14 protein-coding genes are annotated in these 16,211 nt (G+C 52.8%); 8 read left to right on the top strand and 6 right to left on the bottom strand.

Annotated elements, in window-relative coordinates; all coding sequences use genetic code 11:
• Positions 1-20 precede the first annotated feature (20 nt).
• Entirely contained in the window at positions 21-1,136 is a 1,116-nt protein-coding gene (locus ACZRKO_RS15005) for an SDR family oxidoreductase (RefSeq protein ID WP_463738037.1), read from the bottom strand.
• Positions 1,137-1,719: 583 nt separating this feature from the next.
• Between ACZRKO_RS15005 and ACZRKO_RS15000 the strand changes: the two genes are divergently transcribed.
• Positions 1,720-2,577 (top strand): PA4780 family RIO1-like protein kinase, encoded by an 858-nt coding sequence (locus ACZRKO_RS15000; protein ID WP_463738036.1) that lies wholly within the window; start codon positions 1,720-1,722, stop codon positions 2,575-2,577.
• Positions 2,578-2,596: 19 nt separating this feature from the next.
• Here ACZRKO_RS15000 and modA read toward each other — a convergent pair whose 3' ends face one another.
• From modA to ACZRKO_RS14985, 3 genes are all read right to left on the bottom strand, one after another.
• Positions 2,597-3,337, bottom strand: a complete 741-nt coding sequence (gene modA, locus ACZRKO_RS14995; RefSeq protein ID WP_463738035.1) for a molybdate ABC transporter substrate-binding protein — start codon at positions 3,335-3,337, stop codon at positions 2,597-2,599.
• Between the two features lie 75 nt (positions 3,338-3,412).
• Positions 3,413-4,462: an ABC transporter substrate-binding protein gene (locus ACZRKO_RS14990; protein WP_463738034.1), complete on the bottom strand. Its 1,050-nt coding sequence runs from the start codon at positions 4,460-4,462 to the stop codon at positions 3,413-3,415.
• Between the two features lie 93 nt (positions 4,463-4,555).
• Positions 4,556-5,188, bottom strand: coding sequence for a LysE family translocator (locus ACZRKO_RS14985; protein ID WP_463738033.1), 633 nt, complete (start codon positions 5,186-5,188; stop codon positions 4,556-4,558).
• Between the two features lie 160 nt (positions 5,189-5,348).
• Here ACZRKO_RS14985 and ACZRKO_RS14980 point away from each other — a divergent pair, with 160 nt between their 5' ends.
• A complete protein-coding gene (locus tag ACZRKO_RS14980) occupies positions 5,349-6,137 on the top strand; it encodes an inositol monophosphatase family protein (RefSeq protein WP_463738032.1) in 789 nt (262 codons plus the stop codon).
• 73 nt (positions 6,138-6,210) lie between these two features.
• Positions 6,211-6,549, top strand: coding sequence for a nuclear transport factor 2 family protein (locus ACZRKO_RS14975; protein ID WP_463738031.1), 339 nt, complete (start codon positions 6,211-6,213; stop codon positions 6,547-6,549).
• Positions 6,550-6,612: 63 nt separating this feature from the next.
• On the opposite strand, the gene ACZRKO_RS14970 is transcribed toward ACZRKO_RS14975, so the two are convergent.
• A complete protein-coding gene (locus ACZRKO_RS14970) occupies positions 6,613-8,691 on the bottom strand; it encodes a putative bifunctional diguanylate cyclase/phosphodiesterase (RefSeq protein ID WP_463738030.1) in 2,079 nt (692 codons plus the stop codon).
• 252 nt (positions 8,692-8,943) lie between these two features.
• Here ACZRKO_RS14970 and ACZRKO_RS14965 point away from each other — a divergent pair, with 252 nt between their 5' ends.
• The 3 genes from ACZRKO_RS14965 (at position 8,944) to ACZRKO_RS14955 (ending at position 13,731) form a co-directional block, all read left to right on the top strand.
• Positions 8,944-9,612 (top strand): glutathione S-transferase family protein, encoded by a 669-nt coding sequence (locus ACZRKO_RS14965; protein WP_463738029.1) that lies wholly within the window; start codon positions 8,944-8,946, stop codon positions 9,610-9,612.
• A 589-nt stretch (positions 9,613-10,201) separates the two neighbouring features.
• The gene (locus ACZRKO_RS14960) at positions 10,202-11,569 is read left to right on the top strand and encodes an NCS2 family permease (RefSeq protein ID WP_463738028.1); all 1,368 of its coding nucleotides are present in this window, start codon (positions 10,202-10,204) and stop codon (positions 11,567-11,569) included.
• A 512-nt stretch (positions 11,570-12,081) separates the two neighbouring features.
• The gene (locus tag ACZRKO_RS14955) at positions 12,082-13,731 is read left to right on the top strand and encodes a Na+/H+ antiporter (protein ID WP_463738027.1); all 1,650 of its coding nucleotides are present in this window, start codon (positions 12,082-12,084) and stop codon (positions 13,729-13,731) included.
• Between the two features lie 42 nt (positions 13,732-13,773).
• Here the strand turns inward: ACZRKO_RS14955 and ACZRKO_RS14950 are convergent, their stop codons facing one another.
• Positions 13,774-14,679 (bottom strand): LysR substrate-binding domain-containing protein, encoded by a 906-nt coding sequence (locus ACZRKO_RS14950; RefSeq protein ID WP_463738114.1) that lies wholly within the window; start codon positions 14,677-14,679, stop codon positions 13,774-13,776.
• Between the two features lie 112 nt (positions 14,680-14,791).
• On the opposite strand from ACZRKO_RS14950, the gene ACZRKO_RS14945 reads away from it, so the two are divergent.
• Both ACZRKO_RS14945 and ACZRKO_RS14940 read left to right on the top strand, forming a co-directional pair.
• The gene (locus ACZRKO_RS14945) at positions 14,792-15,214 is read left to right on the top strand and encodes a CidA/LrgA family protein (protein ID WP_463738026.1); all 423 of its coding nucleotides are present in this window, start codon (positions 14,792-14,794) and stop codon (positions 15,212-15,214) included.
• Complete coding sequence (locus ACZRKO_RS14940) at positions 15,207-15,896, top strand: LrgB family protein (protein ID WP_463738025.1); 690 nt, start codon at positions 15,207-15,209, stop codon at positions 15,894-15,896. Before ACZRKO_RS14945 ends, ACZRKO_RS14940 begins: the two co-directional genes overlap by 8 nt.
• Positions 15,897-16,211: the final 315 nt, after the last annotated feature.

Below are 16,211 nucleotides of genomic sequence, written 5' to 3'. Positions count from 1 at the left end.
TTTTCTTTCTCTGAGGAAGATTATTTAAAATCTACCATCATCAGTTCCGAAATTGACTGACCGCGCGTAGAGGTCACGCATTTATCAATATAACTTCTGAAAGGCGCAGGTTTTGGCATCCCCATATCCATTAAACGCTGATTATCAAATTTGACATTTAATTCAGCAAATCCGCCGTATAATTTAATGGCACGTAAGATAATCTTATCATTGCAGGGACCGAGAATATCTTTGAACTGTTTTCTGATGCCGGTGAAATCCTGATATGTTATCTGTTTATATTCGTCGATAATCTTTTTAGTGTTACCCGCTTTGGCGACAAACGTATCTATTTCATGGAAAGGGGTACACATTTCTTCGCCGGATGAAATATGGTAGAAATCGTGCTGAATATCATCGTTCAGACAGAGATTAACCAGCACCATGGCGCAATAATCGACCGGAATAACATCGATGTTGGCATCAAAAGTACAGGTGAATTTTTTCAGTTTTATTGCCATCAGGAACACCCAGAAAATACTGCTGGATGGACGACAGCCGAACTGAGTATGACCCACAATGATTGAAGGGCGCGCAACGACAAAAGGCATGTCCGGACATTCCTGACGGATCAGGTTTTCAATGGCACGTTTGGAGGCGGTGTACTGAACCAGATCCTCATTGTGCGAGTTATCAGGCATATCTTCGTAGAAAACGCTGTCTTTGTCTGGCATTGACGCCATGGCGGTGCCGACGTGTACGAAGCGTTGCAGACTTTTTACCTGCGCCATACGTTTGGCAAAGACCAGTGAGCCATCCACGTTGACCTTCCACAGGACCGGGTTGTTGCCAAATGAAGCGATGGCGGCGCAGTTGATCACGTGTGTAACGTTTTCAAGGCGCGGGTCTTCAATAAAGTTTTCTGGTTCAGCAAGATCGCCGACTAAAATAGAGTCTTCGGTGATCAAAGAAAGTTGTTTTTCACTTAACTCAAATTTCTTCAGGTTATTAATGATTCGGCCGAGTCCTGCCGCTTTATCGTCTGCCCTGACTAATAAAAGTAATTGAACATTATCCATGGCAGATTGGCGAAGAATATGTTCAACCACGGCGCCGCCGACAAAGCCTGATGCGCCAGTAATTAAAATGTTTGGCATAACGATTACCTGTAACGAGAAAGTTCCGGCACAGTATCACTGCCATCGTAAACCGTTTGTATACCAAGTCGGGTGATAAATAAACGTGAGCTAAACGAAATCCAGTGATAAATAACGCAGGTTATTACAGGAGGAGAGGATAAATATAAAATAAGCCACTTACTTACATCTGGTAATAAAGAGAATTCCTTAATTATAGAGAAATGGCGCCAGACCTGATGCCCATTAAATTAGCAGGCTCAGGAATAATTTAAGGGCTTTAATGTGCCGTTTTCTGCGGATGGGAATGCGCGATGTGCAAATCGGTTTTGTCTGCCTGCCAGAGTTTTTGTTAGTCTGGCCTGGTAAGACCCGTTTCGGATGCCAGAAATCGCGCCACGTTGCGCAGGAAGTAGGCACTGCTTGTGCATTAAGATAAACTGTTGGATAAACAGGTGCGCACGAAAAATGAGAGCGCGCGAAGTGTTACAGTAAGCGTAACGGATGCCGATAACGGCATGAAATCAGATGGCTTCATCGAAGGCCCTGAAGGGAATATTAAGCTGGTGATTCCCACGCGCGCGTAAATAAGGTACAAGGCTGCATGAAAATCCCAAATAGAATCCAACCTCTGGTGGATGACGGCCTGATAGACGATGTGGTCCGTCGACTAAAAAGCGGCAAAGAAGCCGACGTTTACACCGTGTTATGCGGTGGAGAGATCCGTTGCGCCAAGGTTTACAAAGAAGCCACCCAGCGTAGTTTTAAGCAAGCGGTGCAGTATCAGGAAGGACGTAAGGTCCGTAACAGTCGCAGCGCCCGCGCGATGCAGAAAGGCTCGAAATTCGGCAAGAAGCAGCAGGAAGAGACCTGGCAAACCGCCGAGGTCGATGCCCTGTTCCGTCTCGCCAACGCCGGTGTGCGCGTTCCACAGCCCTACATTTGCCTTGATGGCGTGTTACTGATGGAACTGATCACCGATGCTGAAGGTTTGGTTGCGCCGCGTCTGAGTGACGTCATGCTGACGCCTGAAGAGGCCGTCGCCGACCACGAGACGATGGTGCGCAATATTGTGCGTATGCTGTGTGCCGGTATCGTGCACGGGGATTTGTCAGAATTTAACGTGCTGATGGATGCCAACGGGCCGGTGATCATCGACTTGCCGCAGGCGGTGGATGCTTCCGCCAACAACCACGCCGAGTCGATGTTTGAGCGCGACGTGAACAATATGCGCAACTACTACGGTCAGTTTGCGCCAGAACTGTTGGAAACGCGTTTTGCCAAAGAGATCTGGGCACTGTACGAAGATGGCAAACTGACGCCGGAAAGCGTACTAACCGGCGAGTTTGCTGAAGATACCTCGAAAGCTGACGTGGATTCACTGCTTGATGAGATCATCGCCGCCGAAGATGAATATTACGACCGTCAGCGTGCGCTGAAGGAACGTGATTTCAACGACTGATTTGACGGTCGTAACCGGCCTACTCGCGCATCACTGAATCACGGCCGCAAAAACCGGCGTTCTGCAAAATATGCTGGCCGGTTTCTGAAAGAATGAATTCAGCCAGCGGTTTGGCTTTCTCCGTGCAGGTTGCCAGCGCATAGTTGGCGCGCACGTTGTAATCCGCCGGAATGTTAAACACCTCCAGCGCATCATTTTCCCGCAGCAGGGTGGCATAGCTGGTATAGCCGATAAACACGTCGGCTTGCCCGCTGCAAATCAGCCACTCGGCAGCCAGTTTCCCTTCCGGTACTTTTGCCGACTTATCACTGCCCACCAGGCGCAACGCTTTATTGCGTAAAACCGCCCCTGCATCCGGATGGCGTCGCTCAATCAGCTCAAACATCTGCCAGGTGTAGTCACCCGAAGGGTCACTTTGCGGCGTCGAGGTCGCGAGGCGAAAGCGCGGATCGAGCAGTACGCTCAGCCAGTTGAGGGTTTCCAGCTCCGGCCCTTTACGTGCTGTCACACACAGGCTGTTGCCGCAGAACGTTTCGACGCTCAGCGCCTTGCCGTGTTGTTGCAGCGTCAGCGGATGTGCCGTATTCGCTGACGCGAACAGATCCACTTTTTCACCCTGCTCGATACGTTCACGTAGCAGCCCGGCAGGACCGAACTCCGTGACGACTTTGTTGCCGGTCTCTTCCTGAAAAGCCTCACAGATAGGTGCCCACGCGCGACGTAAACTCCCCGCGGCCAGCACTTTTATTGGATTCGGCATAACTCTCTCCTGTCGTAACCTCGCCTCAATTTGGTAGCGCCAGGGCTGAGGCTACATCCCTGCACGCATCATTTCTTACTTACCCACATAATGGGTACGATAGAAACGCTGATAATATTCGTCGGCCTGTTTTTGCATGTCGATGTCAGTAAATTTTTGCGGATAAAGCTTCTTTGCCATCCACAATTCACCGATAGCCAGTGCTTCCGGCATCGGATAGCCCCAGGCTTTGGCATATTCCGGCATCAGGTAGACGCGGTGGTTCTTCACGGCGTCGATCGCCTGCCATTGCGGATCCTGATTAATTTGGTCCACCACTTCCGGATAACGATCCTGCACGAAGATCACCTGCGGATCCCAGGCGATCACCTGTTCCATCGCGACCTGTTTGAAGCCTTTCACCGTCGCCGCGGCGACGTTCATCGCGCCTGCGTGCGCCATCATCAGCCCGGTATATTTGCCGGAGCCGTAGGTAGTCAGCTCGGGATTGGCCATGTACGTGCGGATACGCTGGTCAGCCGGAATGTCTTTCAAACGCTGGCTCACTAACTGACGCTGAGCAAAAGTATAGTCGATCAATGCCTGCGCCTGTTTTGGACGGTTCACGACGTCGCCAATCAACCTGATGCCATTTTTCAGCCCTTCGTCGTAGGCTTTGTCTTCATTTTCCAGCGTCGGGTTGAGTTTACCGGCCTGATCTTTGGCATCTTCACGCAGCGAAATCGCCACGACGGCAATACCGGTCTGGCTTATCTGGTCAATCATCTCCTGCGGCGCATAGTTGGTGACGAACACCACCTGCGGATGCAGCGCCACCAGACTTTCCAGATTAACGCTGGTCAGGTCACCGACCTGCGCTTTGGTTTCCAGCGAGGGAGCAAGGCGGCCATAACTGTCGCCAAGCTGTTTCTTCCAGTTGTTCAGCACGCCGACTATCTCGTCGGTCGCGTCGAGCTGCACCAGCAGGTTCAGCGTCTGATGCTGTAACACAACGACGCGGTCGACGTGATCGGGAATAGTCACCTGCCGGCCAAGCTGGTCGGTAACCTGGCGGGAAGCCCATGATGAAAGGGGAGCCAAACTCAGCGCAAGGCCGAGCAAACATACGGAAGTAAAAGCGCGCACGGTAATATCCTCTGATTCGTTGTACAGAGGATTATATAGCGATACGCTTCGTCAGAATATGACCAAAACCCAACCGTTTTCAGAAACGGCAACTTACTTACGCGCTTCAACCAGCATACGCACAGCCAGACCACTGAGAACCGTCGCCATCAGCCAGCGCTGAACCAGCATCCACAGCGGGCGGCCCGCAAAGAAGACAGCAATGTACCCGGCGCAAATCGCGATCAGGGCATTAATACTCATACTGATCAGGATTTGCGTGGTGCCCAGAACCAATGATTGCACCAGCACATGCCCTTGTTCAGGCACGATAAATTGCGGTAACAGTGACAGATAAAGTACGGCAGTTTTCGGGTTTAGCAGGTTAGTGATCAGGCCCATAGTGAATAATTTTTTCGGGCTGTCATGGGGTAAGTCTTTGACCTGAAAAGGTGAGTGCCCGCCGGGCTTGATGGCCTGCCACGCCATGTACAGCAAGTAAGCCGCACCGCACACCCGCAGCGTGTCATAGGCAAAAGGCACAGCCATGAGTAACGCCGTAATACCCAGTGCTGCAAAAACCATATAAAACAGGAAGCCCAGCACGACGCCGCCAAGAGAGATTAGCCCAGCTTTCGGCCCCTGACACAGCGAGCGGGAGATCAGGTAAATCATGTTAGGCCCAGGTGTCAGCACCAGCCCAAAAGCAATCAGCATAAATGGCAAAAGATGAGCGGCATCAGGCATGGCAATCTCCGGGGCTGAAAAGGACGGGTATTTAACAAATAATTAACTAACAGATATAGAGCTTTTTAGCCTGTTTTGGCAAGTCTCTGATGCGTTGTCATTTCAATGATATCTTTCAGTGACAGACTGCATTACGCCGATTTTAAAATAGAGGAAAGGGATGATGAACCACGACATGTCCGTGCGTCTGGCGAAAGCCAGCCAGATTGCGGCGCAGGCTGCCGAACTGGCGCTGGGGTATTTTAACCGTCGCGACGAGATTCAGGTTAGCAGCAAAAAGGTGCAGGATTTTGTCTCGCAGGCTGATGTGGCGGTCGAACAGTTTATCCGCACGCAGCTGGCGGAGCATTTTCCACAGGACGCCATCATAGGTGAGGAGCTGGGCGGTGCGTTAACCGACGCGGTGTGCTGGGTGATCGACCCTATCGACGGCACCTCTAATTTCCTGCGCGGCTCGCCGCTGTGGGGTGTTTCTCTCGGGTTGGTGGAAGAGAACAAACCGGTGATTGGCGTGGTGGCGTTGCCGGTACTCAACGAACAATTTTCTGCCGAAAGCGGCAAAGGGATTTTCCGTAACGGACAGACTTTCGTGCGTGACAGCCGGTTTGGCGATGTGCAGATTGTGTCGCTGGGTGACAGCTCGGACGATAAACTCGATGAAGCTGCGGCGTTTTATCAGGGACTGCGTGCCGCCGACTGGTCGGTACAATGTTACCGCTGTACCACCATTGGCATGGTGTTCGCCGCGAAAGGCATTACTGATGGCCACTTGCAGCGGCGTACTACGTTGTGGGATATCGCGGGCGGTGCGGTGTTATGTCAGGAAGCCGGGCTGGAAACCGTGGTCAGCTTCGGCTCAGAAAGTATCCGCGATCTGTCCGTTGCGACAGGAACACCGGGATTGATGGCGACGGTGAGAAAGTTATGGGATTTAAAACCGCGCAGTTGACAACAATACGGTATCACTACATATTGAATTTTAATTCATAAAAACAACATTTATATTCAATTTGGAGATCGGGATGTCAAGTCCATTAACGCCAGTAGAACAACAGTTTTATGCTTACAACGAACACAATCTTGACAAATTTGTAGCCTGTTTCAGCGACACTTTCAAAGGTTACCGTATGCCTGCTACCGAGCCTTCTACGGTCGGGAAAGAGCAACTGCGTGACTTCTATGCCAATCATCGCTTCAATAACCCGGCATTGCGCGCCGAGCTCATCTCACGCTCCGTATTGGGAAATAAAGTCTTTGACCACGAAAAAATTCATGGCTTAAACGAACACCCCATCGAAAGCGTTGCCATATTTGAAATAAAAGAAGGGCTGATCGAAACCGCCTGGTTCTATTTCGCATAAAGAAAAAAATTACATAAGTCGGTTTTGACCTTAAAAAGCGCCCGATGAGACGCGACTTATCCCTCACCCCACCTTCGCTTCCCAATCCGACTCCGGATGTTCCGAAATTTGCTGCGGCGTCATCGGGCGGCCCAGCAGATATCCCTGCAATGTGTCACACCCTAGCTCAGTGAGAAAGTCTTGCTGTTGGCTGGTTTCCACCCCTTCGGCCACTACTTTCAAATTGAGTGTCTGGCCCAGTGCAATAATGGCCTGCACAATGCTGGCGTCTTCGCTGCCGGCAATCAGGTCATTGATGAAGGCGCCATCAATTTTCAACTCACTGGCAGGCAGTCGTTTGAGATAGAGCAGGCTGGAATAACCGGTGCCGAAATCATCAATAGAAGCCCTGACGCCATAGTTTGTGAGCTGTTCGAGGATCGCCACGCTGGCGTCGGGATCACGCATCGCGGTGGTTTCGGTCACTTCCAGCGTCAGCATTTGCGGCGGGATCTGATGGCGTTGTATGGTGGCAATCACCATGTCGACCAGATTAACCTGCTCAAACTGCAGTGCGGACAGATTCACCGCCACCGTCCAGTGGCTGTGACCGCCCAGATGCCAGATGCGCAACTGGCGGCAGGCCTCGTTAATCACCCATTCGCCAATAGGAATAATCAGGCCGGTTTTCTCCGCCATTGGCAGGAAAACATCGGGGCTGAGCATGGTGCCGTGGCGCTCCCAGCGCAGCAGCGCTTCAAAACCGGTTACCGGGCCATGCGGGGCGATAAATTTCGGCTGATACTGCAAACGCAGTTCGTCATGCTCGACTGCCAGGCGTAAATCGTTGAGCAGTTGTAGCTGGTCTTGCGCGTTGGCATTCATCGACGGCTGGAAGAAGCTGTGGCCGTTGCGGCCCGAATTTTTGGTGTGGTACATCGCGGCATCGGCATTGAGCATCAATTCGCGCTCATCGTTGCCATCGCCCGGATAGACCGCGATGCCGATACTGACGGAAACCAGCAACTCATAACGCGAAACCTGAAAAGGTTTGGCGATCAGATGCACCAGCTTGTCGGCCAGCGTCGCTGCGTCATTGGGCTCTGTGATTTCCATCAGCAGCACAAACTCGTCACCGCCAAGGCGCGCCAGGGTATCTGCTGCTCGCACTTCTTCACGCACTCTCTCAGTAACCGCGACCAGCAGTTGATCGCCAACGTGGTGGCCGAAGGCGTCGTTGACCGCCTTGAAACCATCGAGGTCGAGAAACAGCAGTGCAAATGAAGAGTCACCGCGTCCGGATTTCTGAAAAGCCTGACTCAGGCGATCTTCCAGCAACAGGCGGTTAGGCAATTTAGTCAGGTTATCGTGTAACGCCAGCTGCGTAAGCTCGCGGTTAGCTTGCGCAAGTGATGAGGCCAGAATTGAAGTACGCGCCTGCAGGCGGGCGTCGAGCACCGAAATAATCAGGGTGATAGCCAGCACCGCCAGCGTGACGACAATCACCAGCAGGGCCAGCCAGTTATTATTCACGCCGGAATAGGCCGCCATGCTGTGGGTGTCGTGAGGGAAATTGGCCGCTGCCATGCCGATGTAGTGCATGCCGACAATCGCGGTACCCATCAGGACCGCCGCGCCGACCCGCAGCATTTTAACGTTAGGCGACTGCTGGCGCAGATGAAATGCCATCCACAGTGCCGCGCCGGATGCAGCAATCGCCACTACCACGGATAACACCACCCAGCCAACACTATAACTGATGGCGGGCATCATACGCATCGCCGCCATGCCGGTGTAGTGCATCGCCGCAATTCCGCCGCCCATCAACAATGCACCCAGCACCAGGCTTTGGGTTGGCAGGTGTTCCTGACAAACCAGCCAAAGGGCAAAGGCGGAAGAGATAATGGCAATGATCATGGAGAGCAGGGTGATTAACGGGTCGTAACCCATTGAAACAGGCAGACTGAAGGCCAGCATACCGATGAAGTGCATCGACCAGATGCCTATCCCCATCGACAGCGCGCCGCCTGCCAGCCATAAACGTGATGCCTTTCCCTGTGTGGTTGCCACCCGTCCAGCCATGTCGAGTGCGGTATAAGAAGCGAGCATGGCAACGATGAAGGAAAACAGAATAAGGACATCGTTGTAATTACTGGAAAGCATGCAGAGACTCCACACAAAAACGGCTAATTTGAGCGCGGCGATGATGGCATTAAAAAATATTAAACGCTAATGAAATAGCGGTTTAGCATTAAATTTACTTAAGAGTAATTTCGCAGAGTTATAAATGAAACGGAGCGCATAACGCTTATTAAGCTTATTTATTGCAGGGTTTTTATTGTCCTAAAATACAGGGCTTGGCGCTATCGGCTATAGTTAACTATTAATCAGGCTAATCAGTTGGGAGCAGAATGTATGATCATCGTCCACCATTTGAATAATTCACGTTCGCAGAGAATTCTCTGGATGCTGGAAGAGCTGGAAGTCCCCTATCAAATACAGCGATATCAACGGGATGAAAAAACGATGCTGGCACCTGCCTCGTTAAAGAAAGTGCATCCGCTGGGGAAATCCCCGGTTCTGGTGGATAACGATCTGACCCTCGCCGAGTCGGGCGCGATTATCGAGTACCTGCAGGAAACCTATGATGCTCAAGGCAGCCTTAAGCCAACTGATCACTTTGCCCGACAGCAATTTCGCTACTGGATGCACTATGCTGAAGGGTCATTGATGCCGATTCTGGTGATGAAACTGATTTTTGGCCGTCTCGGCAAGCCGCCGATGCCCTGGCTGATCCGCCCGATTGCGGGGGCAATTGGTAAAGGCGTTCAGCAAAACTATCTGGATAAACAACTCGCCACTCACGGTGCTTATCTCGAAAAGCACCTGACCGATAACCGCTGGTTTGCGGGCAGTGATTTCAGTGCGGCAGATATTCAGATGAGTTTTCCGATAGAAGCGATGGTCGCGCGCGGCGGGCTGGAAAAATATCCTCATGTACAAACCTGGTTATCGACGGTGCAAGCGCGCCCGGCTTACCAGAAAGCCCTCGAACAGGGAGGTCCGTACCACATTGGGACGTAATTCACCGCCGCAAGGGTGATACAGGGAAATATATTTTATTGGATCTGGGGTTTATTCCAGGGTATTCAAAAATCGCAAAGCATAAGTGAAACCTATTACCCCTTCTCCGGCATTGCTCTATTATTAATGCTGTGCCGGAGATCACCCCGTCTGATTTATTTTAACCGTTTAACCCCTGCGCGTTTTCTTTATAACTCCACCGCAATTGCTGATGGCATTTTACCTGCCCGAAATGGCTGTTTTTTCGCCGTAGCGGATTTGAGGCGACTGTTTCTAACTTGCAGATCGCTAAAAATAGAGGGTTTGCGCAAATTCTCTGTCGATATGCTTTTTAAATGACCAAATAAGACGAATTTGTCGTGAACGGGAGTTGAAAAGAGGGGGTTAATGGCCGGATAATCGTTTGCTTTGCAGTACCCGTGGTTTTTATTTCCGCCTTACGCGATGAGAGTTAAACGTTTGCCTTGGTTTTGCGCGTCGATCTTTCCTGTTTTCGACATACATTTCACCGGGTAGGGAAGCGAACGTGACGAAACGGTTTCGTAATGACCACGCAGGCTTTTCAGCAAGACACTTCAGAGGGTTACACATGTCTAGTCAACACAGCCAAGCGGGCGGCAATATCGCGCCCACCGGTTCGCTTGATGCTTATTTCAAAATTTCCGCACGCGGCAGCAATGTCCGTCAGGAGATCATTGCCGGTCTGACGACTTTTCTGGCGATGGTTTACTCCGTTATTGTTGTCCCGGCCATGTTGGGTAAAGCCGGTTTCTCTCCGAGTGCTGTGTTTGTTGCAACCTGTCTGGTGGCGGGCTTCGGTTCATTGTTAATGGGGCTGTGGGCGAATTTGCCGCTGGCCATTGGCTGTGCGATTTCCCTGACGGCCTTTACCGCTTTCAGTCTGGTGCTGGGCCAACATATCAGCGTGCCTGTGGCGCTGGGTGCGGTATTCCTGATGGGGGTGCTGTTTACCATCATCTCGGTGACCGGTATCCGCTCATGGATATTGCGCAATTTACCGATGGGCGTTGCGCATGGCACCGGCATTGGTATCGGCCTGTTCCTGCTGCTCATTGCTGCTAACGGTGTCGGTCTGGTGATCAAAAACCCTCTTGATGGTTTGCCGGTTACGCTGGGCGCATTTACCTCCTTCCCGGTGATCATGACGTTGCTGGGTCTGGCCGTGATTTTCGGTCTGGAAAAACTGCGCGTTCCCGGCGGTATTCTGCTGGTGATTATCGCCATTTCTATTATCGGTCTGATTTTTGATCCGGCGGTGAAATATCAGGGGCTGTTTGCCATGCCGTCGCTGTCTGATGCCAACGGACACTCGGTGCTGTTTAATCTCGATATCATGGGCGCGCTGAAAATGGCGGTGCTGCCAAGCGTGCTGGCGCTGGTCATGACGGCGGTATTTGATGCCACAGGCACCATCCGTGCCGTCGCCGGTCAGGCTAATTTGCTGGATAAAAACGGTCAGATCATCAGCGGTGGGAAAGCGCTGACCTCTGATTCCATCAGCAGCATGTTTGCCGGTCTGGTAGGCGCAGCGCCTGCGGCCGTTTATATCGAATCCGCAGCGGGTACGGCGGCAGGCGGTAAAACCGGTCTGACGGCCACCGTCGTCGGCGTGTTGTTCCTGCTGATGCTGTTCCTGTCTCCGCTCTCTTATCTGGTTCCGGCTTACGCCACGGCACCGGCGCTGATGTATGTCGGCCTGCTGATGCTGAGCAACGTGACTAAACTGGATTTCGATGATTTCGTGGATGCGATGTCCGGCCTGCTGTGCGCCGTATTTATCGTGCTCACCTGTAATATCGTGACGGGTATTATGCTGGGCTTCAGTTCGCTGGTTATCGGCCGCATTTTCTCCGGCGAATGGCGCAAGCTGAATGTCGGGACGGTGATTATTGCCGTGGCGCTGGTGGCGTTTTACGCAGGTGGATGGGCCATTTAAGATTTTTTTGGGCGAAAAAATATCACGCCTTTTTAAAATCAAAATCAAAACCGTGGGCGTCGGTCCGCGCCGACCAGAGGGCGGCCAATCGCCGCCGCCCTCTGGACTCCCGGGCTTTTTCATGGAACAACGGCAGCTGCGCGGGTCACAATGGCCGTGTTTCAGGCACCGTTGTTATAGCCGCAAAATGCCGCCGCGTTGCGGTTCCTTCACTTCGGGTGCAAACCCGCGTAAAAAGACACGCGGGTTTGCACCTCTCGTTCAGCGCCATTTTTGAATGCGACCCACACTTTTTTAAAAGACAAAACAGACCAGGTTTTGAATTTTCGGTTTTGAATTTAGAGAAGCTTCGGCCGTGTTCAAAATGTCACCGGCAAGTCGGTGGAGATGTTGGCGTTAAAAGCGTTTGAGCACTGTCTGATTTAAAAATTCCTCTTTTTTGATCTACTATTCCCCTGTATGTGTCAGACCCCGTCTGATTGAAATCATAAAAATAAGAGTCTAAGGAAAGCATGGAAATCTTCTTTACCATTCTGATTCTGATTCTGGTGGTGTCGCTCTCCGGTGTCGTGACCAGAATGTTGCCGTTTCAAATTCCACTCCCTCTGATGCAGATCGCGGTCGGGGCATTGTTGGCCTGGCCGAGTTTTGGTCTGCACGTCGATTTCGACCCTGAGCTGTTTTTAGTGCTGTTTATTCCACCGTTGCTGTTTGCCGATGGCTGGAAAACCCCGACCCGTGAGTTTTTACACCACGGACGCGAAATTCTTGGGCTGGCGCTGGTGCTGGTTCTTCTCACCGTTGTGGGTATCGGCTACCTGATTTATATGATGGTGCCGGGTATTCCGTTGGTGGCGGCCTTCGCGCTGGCGGCGGTGCTGTCGCCGACCGATGCCGTGGCGCTCGGCGGGATTGTCGGTAAAGGGCGTATTCCTAAATCGATCATGGGCGTGCTGGAAGGTGAGGCGCTGATGAATGATGCGTCGGGTCTGGTGTCGCTGAAATTTGCCATCGCCGTGGCGATGGGCACCATGATCTTTACCGTCGGCGGTGCGTCGGTTGAATTCCTCAAAGTCGCCATCGGTGGCCTGATGGCCGGTGTGGCGGTGACCTGGTTGTACAGTAAATCGCTGCGCATTATGAGCCGCTGGAGCGGGGATGATCCGGCGACGCAAATTGTCTTTCTGCTGCTGCTGCCGTTTGCTTCATATCTGATTGCCGAACATATTGGTGTGTCGGGCATTCTGGCCGCCGTGGCGGCCGGTATGACCATCAGCCAGTCCGGCATTATCCGTAACGCTCCGCTGGCGATGCGCCTGCGGGCCAACAGTGTCTGGGCGATGCTTGAGTTCGTGTTCAACGGCATGGTGTTCATTATGCTTGGCCTGCAACTGCCAGGGATCCTGAAGAACTCGCTCGATCAGGCCACTCACGACTCATCTATCGTCACCTGGCACCTGTTTGCTGACGTCGGCATCATCTACTTTGCGTTGTTGTTGTTACGCTTTGTCTGGCTGTGGGTGATGAAAAATATCAGTAACCGTTTCCTGAAAAAGAAACCGTTGCTGTTTGGCAGTTACAGTACGCGTGAATTATGGATAGCTTCTTTCGCCGGTGTGCGCGGGGCGATAACGCTGGCCGGTGTACTGTCTATTCCGCTGTTTCTGGCCGATGGCACCGCCTTCCCGTCGCGCTACCAACTGGTATTTCTGGCAACCGGCGTGATCTTGTTCTCATTGATCGCCGGTGTGATTGCCCTGCCGTTCCTGCTCAAAGGGGTCATCGTCGCTGACGGTTCAACCTATCGTGAAGAGGAGCGAATGGCGAAGTCGATTGCCGCCGAAGTGGCGATCGAAAGCCTGCATAAAATGGAGGAGCGTCTGGCGGCAGATGCCGAAGAGAATATCGACGAGCAGACGCTGAAGGAGATCAGCTCAAGGGTGATCGGCACGCTGCGGCGGCGAACGGCCAATAAAGATGATATAGAAACTGCACTGAAGTTGGAAAATCTTGAGCGCCGCTTCCGCCTGACGGCTCTGCGGGCCGAGCGTGGTGAGCTTTATCATCTGCGTGCGACGCAGAAAATCAGTAATGAAACCCTGCAAAAACTGCTGCACGACCTCGACCTGCTCGAAGCCCTGCTGGTCGAAAAAGAGGTGTGATCCTCTGTCATTGATTTCTTTGCTACGACAGCGCGCATGCTATCAGGTGTGCGCGCCTTCCTCTCCTTCCTGCTGCCAGTATGCCCGGCAAAGTGAAATCCACGCCTGCGCACTGTGCGACAGATAACTTCCCTGATGCCAGATAAGCCCTAACTGCCACGGCATGGCGGGATCGAGCGGTATCCACATCAGGCTGTTTTTATCCAGCCGCTGGCAGATAGGTTCGGGCAGAATCGCGATGCCCATACCGGTCTGGACCATGGCAGCGAGGAAGTCCCACTGGCCGCTGCGGGCGGCGATTTTTGGCGTAAATCCGTGGGTGATGAACGCCTCCATCAGCATGCGGTAAAGCGCAAAATCTTCGTTATAAATCAGGATACTTTCTTCAGCCAGTTCGGTTATCGACACCCGGGTGCGGTTGAGCCACTTCTCATTACGCGGTACCACGACGCAAAGCGGATGGCTGAAGAGCGGCAACGATGCAATCGAGGGCACGGCGTCGGCAGGCAGGGCAGTCAGTGCCAGATCCAGCTCGCCGGAGATCACGGCCTGCTGCACCGTCAGGCCGCCAAACTCCGAGATGATTAACTCAATGCCCGGAAACTGCTGACGGAATTCGCCGATCAGCGGCGCCATTTGCGTACCGACCATCGGCGGGATGCCCAGACGCAGCCGCCCGCGTTTCACTGTATTAATGTCTTCCAGTTCGGCTTCGAGCTGGCGGAACTCCTCGAGAATATTCAGGCCTCGCTGATAAACCGCTTGTCCGCTGTCGGTCAGGCGCAGGCGTCGTCCCTCACGGACAATCAGCGTGCACTCCAGCTCATCTTCCAGATGACGTAGCATTTTGCTGATGGTCGGCTGGGTGACGAACAGTTTTTCCGCCGCCCGTGTAAAGCTCTGCTGCCGGACCACTTCGACGAAATAACGTAACGTACGGACATCCATTATTGAGTATTCCATTTTGGAATCATTTGGATGATTTTAATTCATTTCTTTACAGGTTTCCTGCCAACGTATAATTCAGCCTGTTTTTTATTTACCCTCCGAGGTCATCCCCATGTTGTTGGCGTTGCGCACCCGTGCGCCGTCCCTGTTGAACCGTTGTCAGGTGCCTGTTCAGGTGGTGCTGTATGCGTTCCTGTTCCTGATTGCTGACCGTCTGGTTACATTGCTGCATTTACCTTTGCCGGCCAATATTGTCGGTATGCTGATGCTGTTATTGCTGATTGTTTTTCGCGTCTTGCCACTGAAATGGGTGAAGGCCGGTTCACGCTGGCTGCTGGCCGAAATGCTGTTGTTCTTCGTGCCCGCGGTAGTGGCTGTGGTGAATTATGCGCAGTTACTGATGGTCGAAGGCTGGAAGATTTTTCTGGTGATTGGTATCAGTACTTTGCTGACGCTTGGGGCGACGTCGCTGGTGGTTGATCGTGTCTACCGGCTTGAACAGAGGCTGGCCGCCAGGAAGGCATCCCGTGACTGATATTATTATCAGCATGGTCTGTTTTCTGGTGACGCTCGGTCTCTATTTCGCCAACAAAAAACTCTACCGCCAGCGGCGCACACTGCTGTTTATGCCACTGGTTCTGACGCCGGTGGTGCTGGTGGGGTTGCTGGTAGTGACCCATGTTTCCTATCAGGATTACATCGGTGAAACCCACTGGCTGCTGTGGCTGCTGGGTCCGTCAACCATCGCATTCGCCGTCCCTGTTTACGAGAACATGGTGATCATCCGCCGCCACTGGTTGTCGCTGAGTGCTGGCGTGCTGACGGCCATTATTGTGGCGGTCAGCAGTTCGGTCTGGCTGGCCAGAATGCTGACGTTGCCGGAAGAGATCCAGCGCAGTCTCGCGGTGCGCTCCATCACTACGCCTTTCGCCCTGGCAGCGGCCAAACAGCTGGGTGGACAACCGGATTTGGTCGCGCTATTTGTGGTGATCACGGGGGTTTTCGGCATGGCGGTCGGCGATATTTTATTTCTGAGGCTGGCAGTGAAAAGCGGGCTGGCGAAAGGCGCAGGTTTAGGTGCGGCCTCTCACGGTGCAGGCACGGCTAAGGCCTATGAATTGGGCGCCGAAGAGGGCGTCGTGTCGAGTTTAGTGATGATGCTGGCAGGCGTCGTGACGGTGGTTATGGCTCCGGCCATCGGGGCGTTGATGTGGTAGGCGACCACAGCGCAAAACCTTGGGTTGCCACCCAAACCGGCCTTAAAGTCAAGGTCGTGGGCCTGCTGCCCACACCCGCCCAGAAGGACCGTAGGCGCGGCCCTTCTGGACATCCCGCGCCTTTTTATGAGGCTTCCGTAGCTACGCTGGTCACAATGGCCGTGTTTCAGGTACCGCTGTGATAGCCGCAAACTCCGCCGCTGCGCGGTACTCTCAGTTCGGGCTCCAACCCGCACAAACCCCCGCGCGTTTTTGCGCCTCTCCCTCGACGTCGTTTTCAACGTGGCCGAAGCTTTGCTAAATTCAAAATCCAGA

Source organism: Ewingella sp. C233 (genome assembly GCF_055407225.1).
This window is presented reverse-complemented; position numbering and strand designations above follow the sequence as displayed.

Excerpts from the sequence above, each read along its gene's own strand:
- ACZRKO_RS15005 (WP_463738037.1), bottom strand. The coding sequence starts at position 1,136 with ATGCCAAACATTTTAATTACTGGCGCATCAGGCTTTGTCGGCGGCGCC.
- ACZRKO_RS15000 (WP_463738036.1), top strand. The coding sequence starts at position 1,720 with ATGAAAATCCCAAATAGAATCCAACCTCTGGTGGATGACGGCCTGATA.
- modA (WP_463738035.1), bottom strand. The coding sequence starts at position 3,337 with ATGCCGAATCCAATAAAAGTGCTGGCCGCGGGGAGTTTACGTCGCGCG.
- ACZRKO_RS14985 (WP_463738033.1), bottom strand. The coding sequence starts at position 5,188 with ATGCCTGATGCCGCTCATCTTTTGCCATTTATGCTGATTGCTTTTGGG.
- ACZRKO_RS14980 (WP_463738032.1), top strand. The coding sequence starts at position 5,349 with ATGATGAACCACGACATGTCCGTGCGTCTGGCGAAAGCCAGCCAGATT.
- ACZRKO_RS14975 (WP_463738031.1), top strand. The coding sequence starts at position 6,211 with ATGTCAAGTCCATTAACGCCAGTAGAACAACAGTTTTATGCTTACAAC.
- ACZRKO_RS14970 (WP_463738030.1), bottom strand. The coding sequence starts at position 8,691 with ATGCTTTCCAGTAATTACAACGATGTCCTTATTCTGTTTTCCTTCATC.
- ACZRKO_RS14965 (WP_463738029.1), top strand. The coding sequence starts at position 8,944 with ATGATCATCGTCCACCATTTGAATAATTCACGTTCGCAGAGAATTCTC.
- ACZRKO_RS14960 (WP_463738028.1), top strand. The coding sequence starts at position 10,202 with ATGTCTAGTCAACACAGCCAAGCGGGCGGCAATATCGCGCCCACCGGT.
- ACZRKO_RS14955 (WP_463738027.1), top strand. The coding sequence starts at position 12,082 with ATGGAAATCTTCTTTACCATTCTGATTCTGATTCTGGTGGTGTCGCTC.
- ACZRKO_RS14950 (WP_463738114.1), bottom strand. The coding sequence starts at position 14,679 with ATGGATGTCCGTACGTTACGTTATTTCGTCGAAGTGGTCCGGCAGCAG.
- ACZRKO_RS14945 (WP_463738026.1), top strand. The coding sequence starts at position 14,792 with ATGTTGTTGGCGTTGCGCACCCGTGCGCCGTCCCTGTTGAACCGTTGT.